18 protein-coding genes and 3 tRNA genes are annotated in these 17,278 nt (G+C 62.6%); 18 read left to right on the top strand and 3 right to left on the bottom strand.

Annotated features, from left to right (window positions below):
• The first annotated feature begins 30 nt into the window (after positions 1 to 30).
• The 4 genes from csrA to C8E00_RS05780 all read left to right on the top strand — a co-directional run bounded on the left by csrA (position 31) and on the right by C8E00_RS05780 (position 821).
• Complete coding sequence (gene csrA / locus C8E00_RS05795; protein WP_133695582.1) at positions 31 to 228, top strand: carbon storage regulator CsrA; 198 nt, start codon at positions 31 to 33, stop codon at positions 226 to 228.
• Between the two features lie 230 nt (positions 229 to 458).
• Positions 459 to 551 (top strand) — tRNA-Ser (locus C8E00_RS05790).
• Between the two features lie 29 nt (positions 552 to 580).
• Positions 581 to 657: transfer RNA gene (locus C8E00_RS05785), tRNA-Arg, on the top strand.
• Positions 658 to 744: 87 nt separating this feature from the next.
• Positions 745 to 821: transfer RNA gene (locus tag C8E00_RS05780), tRNA-Arg, on the top strand.
• A 190-nt stretch (positions 822 to 1,011) separates the two neighbouring features.
• Here C8E00_RS05780 and C8E00_RS05775 read toward each other — a convergent pair.
• Together C8E00_RS05775 and C8E00_RS05770 are read right to left on the bottom strand one after the other, a co-directional pair.
• Positions 1,012 to 1,362 carry a hypothetical protein gene (locus C8E00_RS05775; protein ID WP_133695579.1) on the bottom strand — a complete coding sequence of 117 codons (351 nt, stop codon included), beginning with the start codon at positions 1,360 to 1,362 and terminating at the stop codon, positions 1,012 to 1,014.
• Positions 1,355 to 1,828 (bottom strand): PepSY domain-containing protein, encoded by a 474-nt coding sequence (locus C8E00_RS05770; protein ID WP_133695576.1) that lies wholly within the window; start codon positions 1,826 to 1,828, stop codon positions 1,355 to 1,357. The genes C8E00_RS05775 and C8E00_RS05770 overlap by 8 nt, the downstream gene beginning before the upstream one ends.
• Before the next feature lie 217 nt (positions 1,829 to 2,045).
• Between C8E00_RS05770 and C8E00_RS05765 the strand changes: the two genes are divergently transcribed.
• The 14 genes from C8E00_RS05765 to tal all read left to right on the top strand — a co-directional run bounded on the left by C8E00_RS05765 (position 2,046) and on the right by tal (position 16,198).
• On the top strand, positions 2,046 to 2,387 hold the full coding sequence (locus tag C8E00_RS05765) for a PepSY domain-containing protein (protein ID WP_133695573.1): 342 nt from the start codon (positions 2,046 to 2,048) through the stop codon (positions 2,385 to 2,387).
• Positions 2,384 to 3,055 carry a winged helix-turn-helix domain-containing protein gene (locus tag C8E00_RS05760; RefSeq protein WP_133695570.1) on the top strand — a complete coding sequence of 224 codons (672 nt, stop codon included), beginning with the start codon at positions 2,384 to 2,386 and terminating at the stop codon, positions 3,053 to 3,055. Before C8E00_RS05765 ends, C8E00_RS05760 begins: the two co-directional genes overlap by 4 nt.
• Positions 3,052 to 4,434 (top strand): sensor histidine kinase, encoded by a 1,383-nt coding sequence (locus C8E00_RS05755; RefSeq protein WP_133695568.1) that lies wholly within the window; start codon positions 3,052 to 3,054, stop codon positions 4,432 to 4,434. Before C8E00_RS05760 ends, C8E00_RS05755 begins: the two co-directional genes overlap by 4 nt.
• 102 nt (positions 4,435 to 4,536) lie before the next feature.
• On the top strand, positions 4,537 to 5,496 hold the full coding sequence (locus C8E00_RS05750) for a sugar-binding transcriptional regulator (RefSeq protein WP_133695566.1): 960 nt from the start codon (positions 4,537 to 4,539) through the stop codon (positions 5,494 to 5,496).
• Positions 5,497 to 5,610: 114 nt separating this feature from the next.
• Positions 5,611 to 6,921 (top strand): ABC transporter substrate-binding protein, encoded by a 1,311-nt coding sequence (locus C8E00_RS05745; protein ID WP_133695563.1) that lies wholly within the window; start codon positions 5,611 to 5,613, stop codon positions 6,919 to 6,921.
• A 75-nt stretch (positions 6,922 to 6,996) separates the two neighbouring features.
• Positions 6,997 to 7,884, top strand: coding sequence for a carbohydrate ABC transporter permease (locus C8E00_RS05740; RefSeq protein WP_133695561.1), 888 nt, complete (start codon positions 6,997 to 6,999; stop codon positions 7,882 to 7,884).
• A gap of 10 nt (positions 7,885 to 7,894) precedes the next feature.
• Positions 7,895 to 8,713, top strand: a complete 819-nt coding sequence (locus C8E00_RS05735) for a carbohydrate ABC transporter permease (protein ID WP_133695559.1) — start codon at positions 7,895 to 7,897, stop codon at positions 8,711 to 8,713.
• Positions 8,714 to 8,723: 10 nt separating this feature from the next.
• The gene (locus tag C8E00_RS05730; RefSeq protein ID WP_133695557.1) at positions 8,724 to 9,869 is read left to right on the top strand and encodes an ABC transporter ATP-binding protein; all 1,146 of its coding nucleotides are present in this window, start codon (positions 8,724 to 8,726) and stop codon (positions 9,867 to 9,869) included.
• A complete protein-coding gene (locus tag C8E00_RS05725; RefSeq protein WP_133695555.1) occupies positions 9,866 to 10,558 on the top strand; it encodes an HAD family hydrolase in 693 nt (230 codons plus the stop codon). The genes C8E00_RS05730 and C8E00_RS05725 overlap by 4 nt, the downstream gene beginning before the upstream one ends.
• Before the next feature lie 49 nt (positions 10,559 to 10,607).
• The gene (locus tag C8E00_RS05720) at positions 10,608 to 11,393 is read left to right on the top strand and encodes an L-iditol 2-dehydrogenase (protein ID WP_133695552.1); all 786 of its coding nucleotides are present in this window, start codon (positions 10,608 to 10,610) and stop codon (positions 11,391 to 11,393) included.
• 83 nt (positions 11,394 to 11,476) lie between these two features.
• Positions 11,477 to 12,112: a nucleoside triphosphate hydrolase gene (locus tag C8E00_RS05715; RefSeq protein ID WP_133695549.1), complete on the top strand. Its 636-nt coding sequence runs from the start codon at positions 11,477 to 11,479 to the stop codon at positions 12,110 to 12,112.
• Positions 12,113 to 12,164: 52 nt separating this feature from the next.
• Positions 12,165 to 13,649: a mannitol dehydrogenase family protein gene (locus tag C8E00_RS05710; RefSeq protein ID WP_133695547.1), complete on the top strand. Its 1,485-nt coding sequence runs from the start codon at positions 12,165 to 12,167 to the stop codon at positions 13,647 to 13,649.
• Positions 13,650 to 13,711: 62 nt separating this feature from the next.
• Positions 13,712 to 15,208 (top strand): xylulokinase, encoded by a 1,497-nt coding sequence (gene xylB, locus C8E00_RS05705; RefSeq protein ID WP_133695546.1) that lies wholly within the window; start codon positions 13,712 to 13,714, stop codon positions 15,206 to 15,208.
• A gap of 39 nt (positions 15,209 to 15,247) precedes the next feature.
• Positions 15,248 to 16,198: a transaldolase gene (gene tal / locus C8E00_RS05700; protein ID WP_133695544.1), complete on the top strand. Its 951-nt coding sequence runs from the start codon at positions 15,248 to 15,250 to the stop codon at positions 16,196 to 16,198.
• Between the two features lie 84 nt (positions 16,199 to 16,282).
• On the opposite strand, the gene C8E00_RS05695 is transcribed toward tal, so the two are convergent.
• Positions 16,283 to 17,278, bottom strand: coding sequence for an LLM class flavin-dependent oxidoreductase (locus C8E00_RS05695; RefSeq protein ID WP_133695541.1), 996 nt, complete (start codon positions 17,276 to 17,278; stop codon positions 16,283 to 16,285).

The following is a 17,278-nucleotide window of genomic DNA, read 5'->3' as shown; positions in this document are numbered from 1 at the left end:
TTGGAAGAAAGCCTGAGAAGGAGATCAGACATGCTCATCCTGACCCGTCGCGTCGGTGAAACACTGATGATTGGCGACGACATTACCGTTACGGTCCTAGGAGTGAAAGGAAATCAGGTCCGTATCGGTGTCAATGCACCCAAGGACGTAGCCGTACATCGCGAAGAGATTTACCAGCGCATTCAGCGCGAGAAAACCGATGGTGAAGACGGCGGTTCAAGCGTTTGAAGTGGTGCATGCGTGAGACCGTCTGAGCTGGTGAAGTCGTCCCCTTTATCGGCTCGGGCTTATGTATGTCAGGCATGCCTTCTAGATTGAGCAGTTTGTCACTCGCCCAGCGCGATCAGCGAGCCGCTCGCCAAGCAAGCAGTTGCGGTATGGATTGATATCAAAAGATTTTCAATCCTCTCTAGACAAGACCCCAGTATAATCGGTAACATACGCGCCGTGTTGATGAGGGAGAGATGGCCGAGTGGCTGAAGGCGCTCCCCTGCTAAGGGAGTATGGGGTTTGTAGCCCCATCGAGGGTTCGAATCCCTCTCTCTCCGCCATTCAACCCGATGCATTGCATCGAAGTTTCGCGCCCGTAGCTCAGCTGGATAGAGTACCTGACTACGAATCAGGTGGTCGGAGGTTCGAATCCTCCCGGGCGCGCCACTTTATGTTGGCGGAATCGTCACACAGCAATGCGAGAGCAAGTCGCTCTCTATGCGAAACAACGGTCGTCGACCGTCATCGCGTTTAGCGCCCGTAGCTCAGCTGGATAGAGTACCTGACTACGAATCAGGTGGTCGGAGGTTCGAATCCTCCCGGGCGCGCCAAATTCCAAGCCCGCCCCTCATACGGGGGCGGGCTTTTTCGTCTCGGTGCATGTTTTCCCTTCCTTGACGGCTATACCTGTGCGTGTCGACAGGCAAGCAGTCGTTTCTGGCACGCCTGGCGTGCCATTTTTTTGTCCCGTGACGCCTGAATGTTCGCAGGCGACGAGAGACGCCGCTTTGGAACACACGCTCAGTCGTCGGACTTGACCCGATAATCGCCTTCGAGCACATGAGACGAATGTGCGTCGTCTCGCGTCTGTGTGCCGTCCTGCGCGCCGCTGCCACCGACCGGGCGCGCATGCTCGGCGCGAAAGGTCTCGGCACGCTTTTTCATGCGGTGGCGCAGAAACGGTAGCATCGCCCAGCCGACGATCAGGAAAAACAGGCCGAGCAGAGTGCCGACGATCATCATGACGCCGACCACTAACCAGGTGGCGAGCAACTTGAGCCCTCCCGCCCCCTGTGAGGGACGCGACTGACGCGCCCGTTCTCGCCATTGCTGCGCCGCCTGCCAGGCGGCATTGTGCTGTCGATCAGTCATGTTCCACTCCGGTGATGGTGAGGCCGTCGCGTTCGAGGCGAAGGTCCAGCTCACTATTCTGGGTGTCGTAGCCTTCTATATCCACATGCCCTCTCCCATCGACATCCAATTCGGCAAAGCGTTTCATGCCGGCGTCCCGGGCATTGTCCAGTGCCTGGCGCAATTCGGCGCTGTTCAGGCTCCAGTCGGGAATGGTGTCCTGGTGACGTTTCTCGTGCACCAGACTGCCGTCCTTGACCAGCATGTCGATATCGAGCTGCCAGCCATCGTCACGCCAGCCTTCCACCTCGAGACGATTATTGTCATCGATGGCGATTTCGTCGTAATGGGTGACGCCATAGGCGTCGGCATCGTTGAGCAGTGACTCGAGCTCGCTGGGCGTTAGGCTGCCATCATTGGCGAATGCGGCGGTGGATAGGCCGCCCGTGAGAACCATCGGCATCATCAGCATATGCATCGTTTTCATGATCACTCCTCACTGTCGTCTCAAAGCCGGTATGTCGATACCGCGATTGCGCTCAGAGGTACGCTAACGCCGTCTACCTTGCAGTCACCTGAAAACGATGTTCATCTTTCATTCATGTTACCGAGTGCCGGGCATGTTCGACGGTTAAAAGGCATCCGGCGCCGAGTCCGTGAATTATTCATGCTGCATTCATGTCGGCTGAGGCAAACTTGTGCCCATGAAACGCTTCAATCGCTGTATCAAAGCGCTGACGCTGGTGGCAGTGGGGCTCATGGCCTGCCAGTCGCTGGTGGCGGCAGACGATGACGAATGGCGCTCTCTGCACCGTGAGGTGGAACAGGGGCACGTGGTGGCGTTGTCCGAGGTGCTCGACTGGCTCGAGCGCCACTACATCGGCCAGGTGCTGGAAGTGGAGCTTGCGCGCGACGCTGATCTCCCGCGCTATGAAATCGAGATGATCGGCCCGCAAGGGCAGGTGGTGGCGTTCGAATTCGATGCCACGACCGGCGAGATGTTGGGCATCGAAGGGGTCAACATCGATGGGATGACGCGTCCATGAAAGTGTTGCTGATCGAGGATGATACGGCGCTCGCGCAGGCGCTCGGTGAGGCACTCGGTGAAGCGGGGTTGCTGTGGGAGCATGCTGCGACCGGCGAAAACGCTGATTATCTGGTGCGTGTCGAATCCTATGACGCCGTGATACTCGACCTGGGGCTGCCCGATGGTGACGGTACGCGTTGGCTCTCAGCCTGGCGCGAGGATGGCATCGATCTGCCGGTGTTGGTGCTCACGGCGCGCGAGCGCTGGTCGGACAAGGCCGCCGGTTTTTCCGCCGGCGCCGATGACTACGTCACCAAACCCTTCGAGACTGCCGAGGTGTTGTTTCGTCTGCGTGCCCTGGTGCGACGTAGCCATGGACACGCTCATCCCATTCTCCGGCTGGGCGAGTTGGCGCTGGACACGCATGCCGGCAGTGTCACGCTGGCAGGACGCCCGATCACGCTGACGGCCCAGGAATCGCGATTGCTGGCGTACCTGTTGCACGCCGCGCCGCGCATCGTGACCCGCACCGAACTGTCCGAACATGTCTATGATCGCGATCACGAGCCCGATTCCAACGTCATCGACGTGCAAGTCAGCCGTTTGCGCCGCAAGCTCGGCAACCAGCGCATCGTGACCTTGCGCGGGCAAGGTTATCGGCTCGTGGCACCCGAGGGTGAGCAATGAGGCGACGCGCCTGGCGCCAACGTCTTGCCCGTACCTCGATCCGTGCCCGGCTACTGATCACGTCACTATTGCTGGTCATGGTGGCGCTGCCGCTGGCGGGTGCGGGGCTGGCTTATAACTTCCGCGATGCCGTCACCACTGCCTTCGATGCCCGTCTCGAATCATGGCTCAATGTCTTGCTGGCGGGGGTGCAGCTCGACGCTCAGAACAACGACCTGCGCATGACGCGCTCGCTGGGTGATCCACGCTTCGAGCGTGTTTTTTCGGGCTGGTACTGGCAGGTTCGCGACGGGACCGGTAACACGCTGACCTCGCGCTCGTTGTGGGATCAACGACTCGCGGTGGATAACGTCTCGGGACTCAACGTCAGGAACGTGGAAGGGCCGCGGGGCAAGCACTTGCGTGTCATCGAACGTGACATTCGTCTACCGGGGCATGCCGCGCCATTGCATGTCAGTGTGGCGGCCCCTCGCGAGGAACTGAATACGGAAGTGGCGCGTTTCGAGTGGCTGCTGGGATTGTCGCTGCTCGCGCTTGGGGCGTTGCTGCTCATGGGGCTGGCGATTCAGGTTCGCTGGGGACTGGCGCCATTGCGCCGCATGCACGCCAATCTGCGTGCGGTCGAATCCGGTGACGCCGATGGCCTCGAGACGCATTTTCTGCCCGACGAGCTGGCCCGCCTAGCGCGTGCGATGAACGGGGTGCTGGAACGCGACAAGCACTTGATGGAGCGTGGGCGTCACGCGGCCGGCAACCTGGCGCATGCGCTCAAGACGCCGGTCAGCGTGCTCACTACCCTCGCTGAGCGCTTTCCGCCGGATACACGGGATCGGGTGCGTGGTGAGTTGGGGCGCATCGATGATGCCGTGCGCCATCATCTCGCCCGTGCCTCGGCGGCCGGGGGTGGCGTGCTTACCTATAAGATCGATGCCGCGCAAGCCCTGACGCCGGTGCTCGAAGGCTTGACGCGTATGGGACAGCGGCGGGGTATCCAGTTGACGCAATCGGTGTCCGACGACCTCAAGGTGCGCATGGAAGCACAAGACTTGCAGGAAGTGGTCGGCAACCTGCTGGAGAATGCGATGCGCTGGGCCGACCGTCGGGTCACGCTGCGCTTTTATCCGCAGGCCGGCGGCGCCGAGCTGCTGATCGAGGATGACGGCCCGGGCATGAGTGAGCAGCAGCGTGATGCCGCCCTGACCCGCGGCATGCGTCTCGATGAGCAGCGTTCCGGCGCCGGCCTGGGGTTATCCATTGTCGAGGACCTGATGACCTTGTACGGCGGTCGGCTCTCGCTGTCACGTGCCTCGCTTGGCGGTCTTGCCGCGCGTGTCTGGTTGCCTGGATCTCCGCTGGCCCCCAGTGACGCCGAGGCCTGATCGTCGTGCGTGGCGATAATGGCATCGCCGGGGGCGTATTGTGCGCGTCGCGGGCGATTGCGATGATGACGAGATTTCCCCTTCCGGTCAGGAGTTGCGGTGATGGACAAGTACGAACTCAAGCGCGAGCAGGCGGCACGCGCGGCTTGGCTATCCTATGTGGGCGGGCGTACCCAGGACGATATCGCACGCCTGCTGGGTGTCTCGCGTCCTGGCGTCCAGCGCTTGTTGGCCCTGGCGCGTCAGGAGGGGTTGGTCAAAGTGCATGTCGATCATCCCATTTCCAATTGCATGGCGATGGGCGAGGCGATCCTCACGCATTTTGGGCTGGATTATTGCGATGTGGTGCCCAGTGACCCCGAGATGCCGGAGAGCAGTCCACGCTTTCTCGCCCAGGCGGGGGCAGAGCGTCTGAGCGGGGTCCTCGATCGTCAGCAAGCGCTGACGCTCTCGTTGGGCACCGGGCGATCGGTGCGCGCCACGGTGGAGGCGCTGAGTCGTTTGGATCGTTCGCAGCATCGTATCGTCTCGCTGGTGGGTAATGTGGCCCGCGACGGCTCCGCCAACCGTTACGATGGGGTGATGGTCCTGGCCGACAAGACCGGGGCGGAGCGTTTCTTGCTGCCGGCACCGGTGGTGGCCGCCTCGGTGGCCGAAAAGGAAGCGCTGCTTGGCCAGCAGCTTGTGCAGGCGGTGTTTCGTGTCGCGCGAGAAGCCGAGGTCGGCGTCATCGGCATTGGGCGTATCGATCCGCGTGCGACCCTGTTTCAGGATCATTTCATCAGCGAAGCCGAGCTCAATGAGCTGCTCGAGGCCGGCGCGGTGGGGGAGCTGCTCGGCTGGCCACTGGATGCTGAAGGACGGCTCATCGATTGTCCCATCACGCGCCGTATCACCAGCTTGCCGCTGTCGGCATTGGGGGGACAGCGCCTGATGGGGTTGGCGGGCGGGCGCGACAAGGGGCCCGCGATTTTGAGCGCGCTGCGGGGCAACTGGCTCAGAGGGCTGGTCACCGACGAAGCGGCGGCACGCTATGTGGTGGCGAATCTGGCGCATGGTTAGGCCAAAGTATAAGCCTGCAAGGTTTGCTTTTTTTGGCGCTTCAAATGATCATTTGAATACTCAATGAGTAGATTGATCAAAACAAATTCAATGATCTTCTTCCAGGAGCTCGCCATGCGTCTCACCCACGTTTTACCCCTGGCCGGGGCCGCAACGCTGGCCTCGTTCGCCGCTCAAGCCGAGACCGTCACCGTGGCCACGGTGAACAACGATGACATGATCATCATGCAAAGTCTGACCGAGGCATTCGAAAAGTCGCATCCCGATATCAACCTGGAATGGGTGGTCTTGGAAGAGAATGTCTTGCGTCAGCGCCTGACCACCGATGTCGCGACGCAGGGCGGTCAGTTCGATGTCATGACCGTCGGCACCTATGAAGTGCCCATCTGGGCGGAATATGGCTGGCTGACGCCGCTCGATGATCTGCCCGCGTCCTACGACAAGGATGATCTGCTCAAGCCGATTCGTCAGGCGCTGAGCTACAAGGATTCTCTCTATGCGTTGCCGTTCTACGGTGAGAGTTCGATGCTCTATTACCGTAAGGACTTGTTCAAGAAAGCGGGCATCACCATGCCCGAGCAGCCGAGTTGGCAGCAGGTCGAGGCGTGGGCGAGCAAGCTCAACGATCCCGACAATGGTGTCTATGGCATTTGCCTGCGTGGCAAGCCGGGGTGGGGCGAGAACATGGCTTTCGTGTCGACGCTGGTCAATACCTATGGCGGCCGTTGGTTCGATGAAGACTGGAAACCGACGATCGACTCGCCGGCCTGGCACAAGGCGATCAATTTCTATGTCGATCTGATGAACCAGTATGGCCCGCCGGGCGCGACCTCCAACGGTTTCAACGAGAACCTGGCGCTGTTCGCCGGTGGCAAGTGCGGCATGTGGGTGGATGCCACGTCCGCGGCCGGTAAGCTATACGATACCGACCAGTCACAGGTGGCCGACACGGTAGGCTTTGCGCCGGCGCCGGTCGCCGAGACACCGAAAGGCGCGAATTGGCTGTGGGCCTGGTCGCTGGCCGTTCCGTCTTCCTCCGATGCCAAGCCGGCCGCCAAGACGTTCATTACCTGGGCCACTTCCAAAGACTACGTGAAGCTGGTGGGGCAACAAGAAGGCTGGACCAACGTGCCGCCGGGAACGCGTCACTCCACCTATGAGAACCCCAATTATCAGCAGGCCGCACCATTCGCTGATTTCGTGCTCAATGCCATTCAGACGGCGGATCCCAACGATCCCAGCGCCAAGCCGGTCCCCTATACCGGGGTGCAGTATGTCGGCATTCCCGAGTTCCAGGCCATCGGCACCCAGGTGGGACAGATGATCGCCGCCGCTCTTGCCGGGCAGCGCAGCGTCGATCAAGCCCTCAGTGCCGCCCAACGCGCCGCCGAGCGCACCATGCGTCAGGCCGGTTACTACGACTGAGACGCGTCTCGCGACGGCCGGGTCGTCATGATCCGGCCGCTTCGACCGACTCCTCCGATCTGAATGGGTATCCCCATGCGCGAAAGAACGTCCGGACGAACCGTCGGCGGTTTCCGCAACCTGTTCCTGCAGGGCCCGGCGGTCACGTTATTACTGCTATGGATGCTCGTACCGCTGGGCATGACCATCTGGTTCTCTTTCCAGCGTTACAACCTGATGATGCCCAGCGTCTCGGGCTTCGCGGGTTGGGAAAATTACTACTATCTGGTCACCGACCCGGCGCTGTGGACGGCGATGGGCAACACCCTGCTGCTGGTCGGGTCGGTACTGGCGATCAGCGTGATCGGCGGCACCTTGTTGGCGGTGCTGTTCCAGCAGGAATTCTTCGGGCGAGGAATCGCTCGGTTATTGGTCATTGCGCCGTTCTTCGTCATGCCGACGGTCAGTGCACTGATCTGGCAGAACATGATGATGCACCCGGTCTATGGGGTGTTCGCCTGGCTGAGCAAGTTGCTCGGTCTGCCGGTGATCGACTGGTTCTCGGCCATGCCATTGATCTCGATCATCATCATCGTGGCCTGGCACTGGATGCCTTTTGCTCTGCTGATCCTGCTTACCGCCATCCAGTCCCTGGATGACGACCAGGTCGAAGCGGCACGCATGGACGGCGCCGGCCCGCTGGCCATCTTCTGGTTCATCACCCTGCCGCACCTGAAGCGGGCGATCAGCGTGGTGATCATGATCGAGATGATCTTCCTGCTCACCGTGTTCGCCGAGATCTTCGTGACGACCTCCGGCGGTCCGGGATTGGCCTCGACCAATCTGGCTTACTTCATCTATATCCGCGCGTTGCTGGATTTCGACGTGGGCGCGGCGTCGGCGGGGGGTGTCATTGCCATCATCCTCGCCAATATCGTGGCGATCTTCCTGGTTCGCACCGTGGCCAAGAATCTCGAAACCTGAGGCGCATTGCATGAACCCTACGACGACCAAGAAACTGCTGCTCACGCTGCTCGCCTGGGGCATCGCGGTGATCGTGTTCTTTCCGATCTTCTGGATGGTGGTGACCGGCTTCAAGACCGAGGTCCAGGCCATTGCGCCGCCGACGCTGATTTTCGATCCGACCCTGGCGGGTTATAACACCGTCATAGAGCGTGCCGATTACTTGAAGTTTGCCCTGAACAGCATCGTGATCGCGTTCGGTTCGACGCTGCTGGCGTTGCTGGTGGCGATTCCCGCGGCCTATTCGATGGCGTTCCTGCCCACCAAGCGTACCCGCGGTACATTGCTGTGGATGCTCTCCACCAAGATGCTGCCGCCGGTGGGCGTGCTGATGCCGATCTACTTGCTTTCCCGCGATCTGGGACTGCTCGACACACGTACTGGCCTGATCATCATCTACATGCTGATGAACCTGCCGATCGTGGTGTGGATGCTCTACACCTTCTTCAAGGACGTGCCCAAGGACATCCTCGAAGCGGGTCGCATGGATGGCGCCAGGACGTTCCAGGAAGTCGTCTATCTGCTGCTGCCGCTGACCTTGCCGGGGATCGCCTCCACCGGGCTGCTGGCGGTCATCCTGAGTTGGAACGAGGCGTTCTGGAGCCTCAACCTGACGACCTCGGATGCTGCTCCGCTGACGACGTTCATCGCCTCCTTCTCGAGTCCCGAAGGGCTGTTCTGGGCCAAGCTCTCCGCTGCCTCGACGCTGGCCATCGCGCCGATCCTGATCTTCGGCTGGATGACCCAGAAACAGATGGTTCGCGGTCTCACCTTCGGCGCCGTCAAATAAGGAAACCGTCATGGCAACGCTACACCTCAACAACATCGTCAAGGACTTCGGCGGCACCCAGGTCATCAAGGGCGTCGATCTCGAGGTCAAGGACCGCGAATTCGTGGTCTTCGTCGGCCCCTCGGGCTGCGGCAAGTCGACCCTGATGCGGATGATCGCCGGGCTCGAGAGCACCACCAGCGGCGAGATCGCCATCGACGGCGAGCGCGTCAACGAGGTCGGACCCGCCGACCGCGGCCTGGCAATGGTCTTCCAGAGCTACGCGCTCTACCCGCACATGAGCGTCGAGGACAACATGGGCTTCAGCCTGCGCTTGGCCAAGGTGCCCAAGGCCGAGCGCCGCGAGAAGGTGCTCGCCGCCGCGCGCATCCTGCAGCTCGAGCCCCTGCTCGACCGCAAGCCCAAGGCACTGTCCGGCGGCCAGCGTCAGCGCGTGGCCATCGGGCGGGCGATCGTGCGCAACCCGAGCATCTTTTTGTTCGACGAGCCGCTCTCCAACCTGGACGCGGCGCTGCGCGTGCAGATGCGCATCGAACTGGCGCAGCTGCACGAAGAACTCGACGCCACGATGATCTATGTCACCCACGACCAGATCGAGGCCATGACCATGGCCGACAAGATCGTCGTGCTGCAGGACGGCGTGGTCGAGCAGATCGGCTCGCCGATGGAACTCTATCATCACCCGCGCAACCGCTTCGTGGCCGGTTTCATCGGTTCGCCGAAGATGAACTTCCTGGAGGTCGAGGTGCGCGGCGCCGACGCCGAGGGGGTCGAGGTGGCGCTGCCCGGCGGCGACTGCCGGGTGCCGGTCGCGGGCGACGGCGTCAGCGCTGGCGATGTCGTGACGCTTGGCATCCGTCCCGAGCATCTGGCGCTCGATGAGCAAGGTCCGTTGACGGGGCAGATCCAGGTCATCGAACGCCTCGGTGGCGTCACCTCGCTGTATCTCGAGCACGGTGACAGCGAGTGGATCCTGGTCGCCGACGGCGATGTCGCGCATCGCGTTCGTGACCATGTGCGTTTCACCTTCGATCCCGCCCGTGCGCATCTCTTCACTGCCGATGGCCTGGCGCTGGCACATCTGGAACGGCATCCATTGGTCGACATCGATCGCAAGGAAAATCGTGCGTCCTCCGCGTCGGGCGGTCAGCGATGACGTCGCCCAAGGAGTTGCTGATCTTCGATTGCGACGGCGTGCTGGTCGATAGCGAAGTGATCGCCGAGCTGGTGCTGCGTGAACGGCTGGCGGCTTGGCTACCCGATCTGGCGATCGGTGACGAGTTACACCGCGCGCTGGGCATGACCACCCAGGCGATTCTCGATCACCTCTGCGCCCGTAGTGCCAACGCCTTGCCCGACGCTGCCCTGACCCACATCGAGGCGGCGATCGAGCGGCGCCTGGGCGAGGAGCTCGAGGCCATGGCCGGCGTGGAGGAAGCCATCGAAGCGCTCGAGTTGCCACTGGCGATCGTGTCCAACAGTAGCCGGCGACGCGTCATTGCGTCACTGGCCAATACCGGGCTCGATGCGCAATTCGGCAAGGCGCCGATGTTTACCGCCGAGCAGGTGGCGCATCCCAAGCCGGCGCCGGATGTCTATCGGCTGGCGGCGGAGAGCCTGGAGATCGCGCCTAGCGACTGTCTGGTGGTCGAGGATAGCGTCTCCGGCGTCAGTGCGGCCTGTGCCGCCGGCATGACAGTGATCGGTTTCACCGGCGCTAGCCATATCGGCCCCGGTCATGGGGCCCGACTGCGTGACGCTGGCGCCTGGCAGGTCATCGCGCATATGGCGGAACTCGGGGCCTTGGTACAGCGCTGGCGCAGCGAGCGGCACGCCATGCGCTGAAGGTGCGTGCCTCTTGCTGACGATTTCACCCGGACAAGGAGCCTCAGTGATGAAACTCGACAAACGCACGGCCGTGGTGACCGGTGGGGCACGCGGCATCGGCTTGGCGATCGTCAAGCGCTATGTGCAGGAAGGCGCGCGCGTGGCGATCGCCGACATCGACATCGTCGCGGCGGAACAGGCGGTCGCCGAGATTCAAGCCGAGATCGAGGCGGCGCCGGTCATGGCGGTACGGCTCGACGTGGCCGATGCCGTCTCGCGGCAGGCGATGATCGCGACCGTCGAGGCGCGTTTCGGCGGCATCGACATCCTGGTCAACAACGCGGCGATATTCGACATGGCGCCGGTACTCGAGGTCAGCGAAGCGAGCTATGACACGCAGTTCGGCATCAACGTCAAAGGCACCTTCTTTACCTTGCAGGCGGTCGCCGCACACATGGTCGCGCGCGGTGAGGGCGGCAAGATCATCAACATGGCCTCGCAGGCCGGGCGTCGCGGCGAGGCGCTGGTCAGCATGTACTGTGCCTCCAAGGCCGCGGTGATCAGCCTCACCCAGTCCTGCGGCCTCGACCTGATCAAGCATCGTATCAATGTCAACGGCATCGCGCCTGGCGTGGTGGACACACCGATGTGGGAGGAGGTCGATGCCTTGTTCGCGCGCTACGAGAACCGTCCCACCGGCGAGAAGAAGCGCCTGGTCGGCGAGGCGGTGCCCTATGGCCGCATGGGGCGACCCGAGGATCACACGGGAGCGGCGGTCTTCCTGGCGTCCGATGACAGCGACTACGTCGTGGCGCAGACGTTGAATGTCGACGGTGGCAACTGGATGAGCTGAAAGATGCCCATGCGCCGTGCCTCTTGCGCGTCGTCTGGGATGCCGAGGCCGTGCGGCGAATTTTTGACCAAGCGAGGACAACAGTGACGCCGACTATCGACGAGATGACGACGCGGTTGCTCGCGGCGGCGGATCAACACCGCCAACGCTTCATCGTGGCGCTGGCGGGACCGCCGGCGGCCGGCAAATCCTTTCTCTCGGAGGCGTTGTGTCACGAGCTCAACGCGCGCCGGGAAGGTGGGGCCGTAGTGGTCCCGATGGACGGCTACCACTACGACAACGCGGTGCTCGAGCCTCGGGGACTGCTCGCCACGAAAGGGGCTCCTGAGACCTTCGATTGCGATGGCCTCAAGCACGACCTGAGGCGTATACGCCGCGCTGAGCGCAGCGTCGCAGTGCCGGTATTCGACCGCCCGCTCGACCTGGCCCGCGCCGGGGGGCGAATGGTGACGCCGCAGCACCGGCTGATCATCGTCGAGGGCAACTACCTCTTGCTGGATCGGTCACCGTGGCATGAGTTGCGCCCCTTGTTCGATATGACGCTGTTCATCGAGGTGCCCGATGAGGTGCTCGAAGCACGTCTCATCCAACGCTGGGGAGAGATGGGGTGGGATCCTGCCGGTGCGTTCGATCGTGCGCGCAACAAGGACATGCTCAATGCCCGCTTGATCAAGACCGACTCCGTCGCTGCCGATCTGCGCTGGTCCGTAAGCGACTGACCCTTTCAAGACCTTCAGGCGAAGCACTCGCCGTCTACGGCAGGAGAGACCCATGACGCGACTCAATAACGACACCCTGCACCACTTGACATCCGATATTGCCGTGCCCGCCTATGATCGCGATAGCGTGACGCCGGGCATCGTGCACATCGGTGTCGGCGGGTTCCACCGTGCTCATCAGGCCATGTATCTCGATACGCTCATGAACCGTGGCGAGGCACTGGACTGGGGGATCATCGGCGTGGGTTTGATGCCGGGCGATGTGCGTATGCGCGATGCGCTGGCGGCGCAGGACCACCTCTACACGCTGATGGTCAAGCACCCCGACGGGCAGTACGATGCGCGGGTGATCGGCTCGCTCATCGATTATCTGTACGCGCCCGAGGCCCCTGACGTGGTCATCGAGGCCATGAGTGACCCGGCGATTCGCATTGTCTCGTTGACGGTGACCGAAGGCGGTTACAACGTCGATCACGTCACCGGCGAGTATGATCTGACGACCCCCGAGGTACGCCAGGATCTGGCGACCCCCGAGGTGCCACGCACCACGTTCGGGCTGGTCGTCGCGGCACTCAAGCGACGTCGCGAGCGCGGTATCGCGCCGTTCACGGTGATGTCCTGCGATAACATCGAAGGCAATGGCGATGTCGCCCGCAAGATGTTCACGGCCCATGCGCGTGCCCTGGATAGCGAGCTGGGCAACTGGGTCGAGACCGACGTATGCTTCCCCAATGCCATGGTCGATCGCATCACGCCGGTGACGACCCCCGGTGATATCGCCGCGCTCGCTACACGTTTCGGTGTCGAGGACCAATGGCCGGTAGTCTGCGAGCCCTTCACTCAATGGGTGCTTGAGGATCGCTTCCCGGAAGGACGTCCGCCCTACGAACGCGTCGACGTGCAGATGGTCGACGACGTGGTGCCCTATGAACTGATGAAGCTGCGCTTGCTCAACGCCAGCCATCAGGCGCTGACCTATTTCGGTTACCTCGCCGGCTATCGTTACGCCCATGAGGTATGCCAGGACCCGCTGTTCGTCGACTTTCTGCTCGCTTACATGAACCGTGAGGCCACGCCGACGCTGGCGCCGGTACCGGGGGTAGACCTTGCCGCTTACAAGCACACGCTGATCGAGCGCTTCGCCAATCCCGAGATCAAGGACACCCTGGCGCGGCTGTGTGCGGAAAGCTCGGACCGCATTCCCAAGTGGCTGCTGCCGGTGATTCGCGAACAACTCGAGCGAGGCGGTGAGATCCAGCGTAGTGCTGCCGTAGTGGCCAGCTGGGCGCGCTATGCAGAAGGCGTCGACGAGCAGGGCCAGCCGATCGAGATCGTCGATCGGCTCAAGGAGCGTTTGATGGCGGTCGCCGGCAACCATCGCGACCATCCAGCGGCGTTCATCGAGCAGCACGCCCTGTTCGGCGATCTGGCGAAAGAGGCACGTTTCCGCGACGCTTATCTCCAGGCGCTGGCGTCCTTGCATGCCGATGGAGCACGCGCGACCTTGCATGCCTTGGTCGAGGGGCGTATGTCATGACATGACCAAGGGGAGATACGCGATCCCCCGTCGGAGAATGCGGTGCAGCCGAAGGAGAGAGCATGTACGTTGGCGTGGATTGTGGAACGCAGAGCACCAAGGTCGTGGTGGTCGATATCGATCAGGCGGCGATTCTGGGTGAGGCGAGTCGCCCGCATCATTTGATCGAAGGCGACAACGGCAAACGAGAGCAGGACGTGAGTGAATGGATCGCGGCGTTGACCGAGGCGTTCCATGAGGCGGTAGGCGAGGCACGCATCGATGCGCGCGAGATTCGCGCGATTGGCGTCTCGGGGCAACAGCACGGCATGGTCGCGCTGGATGCCGACGGCCAGCCGCTGCATCCCGCCAAGCTGTGGTGCGATACCGAAACGGCGCTGCACAACGAGGCGTTGATCGAGCGCCTGGGCGGTCGGGTAGGCTGCCTGGACAAGCTGGGCCTGGTGCTGCAAACCGGCTATACGGCGTCGAAGGTTGCCTGGTTGCGTGATACGCACCCGGACGCCTACCAGCGTATCGCCACGTTGCTGCTGCCTCACGATTATCTGAATTTCTGGCTGACCGGGGAGCGCGTCGCCGAATGTGGCGATGCTTCCGGCACCGGGTATTTCGATACCCGTACGCGCAGCTGGCGTCATGACGTGTTCCAAGCCATGGCGCCCGAACTCTCGCCGGAGGCGGTATTGCCGCGTTTGATCGACTCTCATGCGCCGGTGGGCACGGTACGCTCCGACGTCGCACGCCTGCTGGGTCTCGGCGATGACGTGCTAGTGTCCAGCGGTGGTGGCGACAATATGATGGCGGCCATCGGCACCGGCAACATCGCGCCCGGCATGGTGACTCTGAGCCTGGGCACCTCGGGCACTGTATACGCACATTCAGACGTCCCGATGGAGGCTGAAGACGCTCAGGTCGCCAATTTCTGCGCCAGTCACGGCGGGTGGTTGCCGCTCATCTGCACCATGAACGTGACCTCGGCGACGACCAAGGTGCGCGAGTTGTTCGGTTTCGATCTGACGACTTTCGGCGAGCGAGTGGCCAGCGCCCCGCTGGGCGCCGAGGGCATCATGGCGTTGCCTTTTTTCAATGGCGAGCGGGTGCCGGCGCTGCCGCATGCGACGGCCAGCTTCGAGGGCATGACGAGCCTCAACACGACCGCGGACAATCTGTGTCGCGCGGTAGTCGAAGGGACGACGTTCGGGCTACGCTATGGGTTCGAACGCTTGGGCGAGCTGGCATCACAGGCGAGTCAGGTTCGTCTGGTCGGCGGTGGCGCCAAGAGCTCGGTATGGCGACAGATCGTTGCCGATGTGCTGGATGTCGATGTGATCTGCCCACGGCTCACCGAAGCCGCCGCTCTGGGCGGGGCGATTCAGGCTGCCTGGTGCGATACCCAGACGCGTGGGCGGGGTGAATCGTTGGCGGCATTGACCGAACGGCTCGTCGAAGTGGATCTCGACACCCTGACTCGCCCCCGTGGTGAGCCGGTGCGCCGTTACCAGGAACTCTACCAGCGTTACCGTCAGGCGCTGGCCGAACGCTACGACGTCGCGCCATGAGCCGCGACCCATGACCCTTTTCGTTACAGGATATTTGCCATGACGCAACTCGAGGCTCTCAAGCAACTTTCGATGGTGGTCGCCGATACCGGCGATCTCGAGGCGATCAGGCGCTATCAGCCGCACGATGCCACGACCAATCCTTCACTGATCCTCAAGGCCTTCGAGCTGCCCGGCTATCAAACGCTGATCGACGAGACGCTGGCGCAGGTCAAGGCCGATATCGCCGACCCCCAGGCCCGTGTCGACGAAGCGGTGGATCGGTTATCCGTCGCCATTGGTAGCGAGATCACGCAACTGATCCCCGGGCGCGTGTCCACGGAAGTGGCTGCCAAGCTGTCCTTCGATCGCGAGGCGAGCATCAAGAAGGCGCATCGTCTCATCGAGCTTTACGAGCAGCACGGGATCGGCCGTGAACGCGTGCTGATCAAGCTGGCCTCCACCTGGGAGGGCATCCGTGCCGCCGAACAGCTCGAGCAAGAAGGCATTCAGTGTAATCTGACGCTGTTGTTCTCCAAGGCGCAGGCCCGGGCCTGTTTCGACGCCGGGGTGTATCTCATCTCGCCCTTCGTGGGCCGCGTCACCGACTGGTACAAGCAGAAAACCGGGCAGGAGTACGCACCGGAGGAAGATCCGGGCGTGGTGTTCGTGCGTGAGGTATGCGACATCGCCAGCCGCTACCGCTACGACACGGTGGTCATGGGCGCCAGCTTCCGTACCCAAGGGCAGATCCTGGGACTGGCCGGCTGCAACCGCCTGACCATTTCACCGGCGCTGCTCGAGGAACTCGAGAGCCAGGAAGGCGACATCGAACGCAAGATCAGCGATGTCGGGGACGCCCGTGAGCGCCTCGCGCCGATCGATGAAGCCGAGTTCCGTTGGGGGCTCAATCAGGACGCCATGGCCACCGAGAAGCTCGCCGAAGGTATTCGCCGTTTCGCCGACGATCAGGCGACGCTGGAGGAAAAACTCGCCGCACGGCTGGGGTGAGCATCAAAATACCTTCACAGCGCGTGAATGCCAAAGGCCGGCGAATGCCGGCCTTTGGCGTTTGGGGAGGCGGGGACGTGAGATTCAGCCTTTCCAGACATCGGCGAGAATTTCATACGAACGGCGACGGTCTTCATGGTCGTAGAAATCGCCGTTGATCATCAATTCGTCGGCCTGGGTGTGCGCGAGCAGGTTCTCGAGTTCGTCCCGGATCGTCTCGGGACCGCCGACGATTGAGGCGCCGAGATTCTGGCTGACCATGGCGCGTTCCTGCGGCGACCAGTCGAGCGACTCGACAGGCGGCAGGGTGCGCGTGCTCTTGCCGCGTATCAGGTTGAGGAACTTCTGCTGCTGGGTGGTGGCCAGGTAGTGCGCATGGGCGTCGTTGTCGGCGGCGACCAGGGGGATGCCGAGCATCACGTAGGGGGCGTCCAGTACCTCGGAAGGCTGGAACGTCTGCCGATAGAGGTTCACGGCTTCCAACATGTAGCCGGGGGCGAACTGGCCGGCGAAGGCGAACGGCAGCCCCAGCTGCGCGGCGAGCCGGGCGCTGAAGTCGCTGGAGCCCAGCAGCCAGATCGGCACGTGCGTTCCCTGGCCGGGAATCGCCTTGACACGCTGATCGGGCAGGGCGTCGGCGAGGTAGCCACGCAGTTCGGCCAGGCGGTCGGGAAAGTCGTTGACCCCGGCACGTGGGTTGCGACGCATGGCCTGCATGGTCACGCCGTCGGAACCGGGGGCACGTCCCAGGCCGAGATCGATGCGTCCGGGATAGAGCGTTTCCAGGGTGCCGAACTGTTCGGCAACCACCAGCGGTGGATGGTTGGGCAGCATGATGCCGCCGGAGCCCACGCGGATGCGCTGTGTCTTCCCGGCGACATGACCGATCAGCAACGAGGTGGCGGCACTGGCGATGCCGTCGATGTTGTGATGCTCGGCCAGCCAGTAGCGATTGTAGCCCAGGGTATCGGCGAGCTGGGCGAGATCGACCGTGCGCTCGAACGTCTCGGCGGCGGTACCGTCGCGGGTGATCGGCGCCAGATCGAGAACGGAGAGAGGGATTTGCGAGAGTCGGCTCAT

The organism is Chromohalobacter marismortui (assembly GCF_004364315.1).
Lineage (GTDB): Bacteria > Pseudomonadota > Gammaproteobacteria > Pseudomonadales > Halomonadaceae > Chromohalobacter > Chromohalobacter marismortui.
Note: the sequence above shows the minus strand (reverse complement) of the source record. Positions and strands in the feature narration are given on the sequence as shown.

Excerpts from the sequence above, each read along its gene's own strand:
- csrA (WP_133695582.1), top strand. The coding sequence starts at position 31 with ATGCTCATCCTGACCCGTCGCGTCGGTGAAACACTGATGATTGGCGAC.
- C8E00_RS05775 (WP_133695579.1), bottom strand. The coding sequence starts at position 1,362 with ATGACTGATCGACAGCACAATGCCGCCTGGCAGGCGGCGCAGCAATGG.
- C8E00_RS05770 (WP_133695576.1), bottom strand. The coding sequence starts at position 1,828 with ATGAAAACGATGCATATGCTGATGATGCCGATGGTTCTCACGGGCGGC.
- C8E00_RS05765 (WP_133695573.1), top strand. The coding sequence starts at position 2,046 with ATGAAACGCTTCAATCGCTGTATCAAAGCGCTGACGCTGGTGGCAGTG.
- C8E00_RS05760 (WP_133695570.1), top strand. The coding sequence starts at position 2,384 with ATGAAAGTGTTGCTGATCGAGGATGATACGGCGCTCGCGCAGGCGCTC.
- C8E00_RS05755 (WP_133695568.1), top strand. The coding sequence starts at position 3,052 with ATGAGGCGACGCGCCTGGCGCCAACGTCTTGCCCGTACCTCGATCCGT.
- C8E00_RS05750 (WP_133695566.1), top strand. The coding sequence starts at position 4,537 with ATGGACAAGTACGAACTCAAGCGCGAGCAGGCGGCACGCGCGGCTTGG.
- C8E00_RS05745 (WP_133695563.1), top strand. The coding sequence starts at position 5,611 with ATGCGTCTCACCCACGTTTTACCCCTGGCCGGGGCCGCAACGCTGGCC.
- C8E00_RS05740 (WP_133695561.1), top strand. The coding sequence starts at position 6,997 with ATGCGCGAAAGAACGTCCGGACGAACCGTCGGCGGTTTCCGCAACCTG.
- C8E00_RS05735 (WP_133695559.1), top strand. The coding sequence starts at position 7,895 with ATGAACCCTACGACGACCAAGAAACTGCTGCTCACGCTGCTCGCCTGG.
- C8E00_RS05730 (WP_133695557.1), top strand. The coding sequence starts at position 8,724 with ATGGCAACGCTACACCTCAACAACATCGTCAAGGACTTCGGCGGCACC.
- C8E00_RS05725 (WP_133695555.1), top strand. The coding sequence starts at position 9,866 with ATGACGTCGCCCAAGGAGTTGCTGATCTTCGATTGCGACGGCGTGCTG.
- C8E00_RS05720 (WP_133695552.1), top strand. The coding sequence starts at position 10,608 with ATGAAACTCGACAAACGCACGGCCGTGGTGACCGGTGGGGCACGCGGC.
- C8E00_RS05710 (WP_133695547.1), top strand. The coding sequence starts at position 12,165 with ATGACGCGACTCAATAACGACACCCTGCACCACTTGACATCCGATATT.
- xylB (WP_133695546.1), top strand. The coding sequence starts at position 13,712 with ATGTACGTTGGCGTGGATTGTGGAACGCAGAGCACCAAGGTCGTGGTG.
- tal (WP_133695544.1), top strand. The coding sequence starts at position 15,248 with ATGACGCAACTCGAGGCTCTCAAGCAACTTTCGATGGTGGTCGCCGAT.
- C8E00_RS05695 (WP_133695541.1), bottom strand. The coding sequence starts at position 17,278 with ATGAGCCGACTCTCGCAAATCCCTCTCTCCGTTCTCGATCTGGCGCCG.